Source organism: Hydrogenivirga sp. (assembly GCF_056450045.1).
In genome coordinates this window covers 1-2,331 of record NZ_JBWONM010000081.1, presented here as the reverse complement: position 1 = coordinate 2,331, position 2,331 = coordinate 1, and the positions used below count along the sequence as shown (strand labels likewise).

At 52.6% G+C, this 2,331-nt stretch carries 2 protein-coding genes; one reads left to right on the top strand and one right to left on the bottom strand.

Annotated features, from left to right (window positions below; genetic code table 11):
• On the top strand, positions 1 to 251 hold a 251-nt coding region (locus tag AC1HCM_RS03435), incomplete at its 5' end, for a hypothetical protein (RefSeq protein ID WP_479460380.1).
• Here AC1HCM_RS03435 and AC1HCM_RS03430 read toward each other — a convergent pair.
• The coding region (locus AC1HCM_RS03430; protein WP_479460379.1) for a [protein-PII] uridylyltransferase family protein at positions 243 to 2,331 on the bottom strand (2,089 nt) is incomplete at its 5' end. The two genes, AC1HCM_RS03435 and AC1HCM_RS03430, sit on opposite strands and share 9 nt — an antisense overlap.

The window sequence follows — 2,331 nt, the reverse complement described above, 5'->3', positions numbered from 1 at the left end:
TCCTATCGCTCTTAACTGCGATGAGCTTTCCTCCCTTCGTGGATCTTTTCAACCTGTGGGGAAGGCTCTTTGAAGGGGCTGTCTCCCTTTCAAGCGGGCTGTCTCCCCATCTCTATCCGAAGGTGGGTCTTTACGAAGCTTCCCTTCTCAGCCTCTTGGGTCTCTCCCTTCTTTACCTCTTGAGGGGCTACTGGAGGCTCCTTCCCCTTCTCCTTATAAACGGGTGGCTCCTCCTGAGGTCCTTAGCCTAAAAACTCAAGGAAGACCTCCCTCAGCGTTCTCATGTTCTTTTTGAGCTCCTCCCTGAAGCTCTCCTCTTCCATCTCCAAGAACATGGCTACCTTCGGCAGGTCTGAGGGACCGAGAACTGAGCTACCCCTCTCCTTCATCAACCTCAGGTGGGTCTCCACCAGCCTCAGGAACATGAAAGGCTCGTAGGCTTCCCTCAGGGCGCTGTGATTCTTCATAAGCACTTCAAAGCCTCTTATCATTGAGCTCTCCCTTATCCTTTCCTTTATCAGGAGGTACTGGATGAGGAACTCCCCATCCACAATTCCGCCGGGACCGAGCTTGAGGTCCACCACCCCCTTACCCCTCTTAGCCTGCTCCTGGAGCTTCATCCTCATCTCGTAAACCTCTCTCCTCTCCCTCTCACCCCAGGGCTTTCCAAAGAGGAACTCTTCTATCTCTTTCTCAAGCTCAGCGCTGAGCTCCTCATCACCCGCTATGAACCTTGACCTCGTCCAGGCGAGCCTCTCCCAGGTTCTCGCCTCCTTCCTGAAGTACTCCCTGTAAAACTCAAGGCTAGGAACGAGCTCTCCCTTGCTTCCCATGGGTCGGAGGCGAAAGTCCACATCGTAAAGATAGCCTTCGGAGGTGTGGGCTGTTATGAACCTCACGAGCCTCTGCACCTTGCGGGTAAGCTCTTCTTTTTTCTCTACCTCCCCTGTGCAGAAAACAAGGTCAAGGTCTGAACCGAAGTTAAGCTCCTTGCTTCCGAGCTTTCCCAGGGAGTAGAGCAGAGCTTTCTCTGAGCTCAGGGAGAACCTTTCCCACAGCTTTCCCAGAAGAAAGTCGGCGAGGAGGCTCAGGGATTCAAAGAGCCTCTTCAGGTTTTCGTAGCTCCTCTCTCCCATGAGGTAAACGAGACCTATCCTTATCTCCCAAACCTTCTTGAACCTCCTGAAGAGGTTCTCCTCGCTCAGGCTCAGATTCTCTTCACACCTTGTGAACTCCTCCTCAAGGAGCTCTCTTCTCGGATACTCTCTGTAGAGGGTGAGGACGTCCTCCAGGAGGTCAGGGTTCTTGCTTATCAGTGATGAGAGCATTGGGGAGAGAGAGAAGACGCTGAAGAGTCCTGTGAGGAAGTCCTCCTTGTGAGGGCTCAGGAGAACCTTCTTCCCCGTTGGGTTTGTGAAGAACTTATCAAAGTTCTTCAGGGTCTCGTCGGGAGAGGGAGAGGAGGCACAGAGCCTGACTATCCGCGGGAGGAGGGCTATGAACCTTTCCCTTTCCTTATCGGAGAGGGTGAGTCCCTCCTTTCCGTAGAGGTAGCTAAGGAGCAGTGAGAAGGACTGCTTCGGGTTCTGGAAGCCAAGCTCTTTAAGTATATGGGTTCCGTAGTCAAGGTCTTCAGTTATTAGGGCTATCTGGATAGGCTCAAGCTCTCCCTCCCTCTTCTCGGGTATCAGGCTATCAAAGATATCCCTCACACCAGCCTTGGTCTCTTCAAGCTCCCTCTTGAGCTCCTGCGCCGAATCAAAGCCGAGGGCTTTTGCTATAAAAGGTATGTCAGACTCCAAGAGAACCTGGGTTTGAAGACAGCGCCTCAGCTGAATCCTGTGTTCAAGCTCCCTCAGGAAAGAGTAAGCTCTCTCCAAGAAGAGAGCCTCTTCGTCGGAGAAAACACCCTTCTGCCTCAGCTTCCATATAGCTCTGAAGGTGTTTCTCTCCCTTATGAAAGAGCTTTTGTTTCCTAAGAGTATGACGAGGGACTGAACGGTAAACTCTATCTCCCTTATGCCTCCCTCTCCCGTCTTCACGTTGTATCCCTTTAAAAAACTCTTTCCCGCCTCCGCCTCAACCCTCCGCTTCATGTGTCTTATCTCCTCCACGAGCTTGTAATCCGCGGAGGCATAGACGAAGGGTCTTACAACCTCCTTCATGAACCTCTCACCCAGCTCCTCATCACCAGCCACCGGTCTGGCTCTGAGCAGGGCAAACCTCTCCCACACCCTCCCGTAGGATTCGTAGTAGAGCTCTGCGCTCCTCAAGGACATGCTTATAGGTCCAGTTTTGCCGAAGGGTCTGAGGTCAAGGTCAACCTCGTAG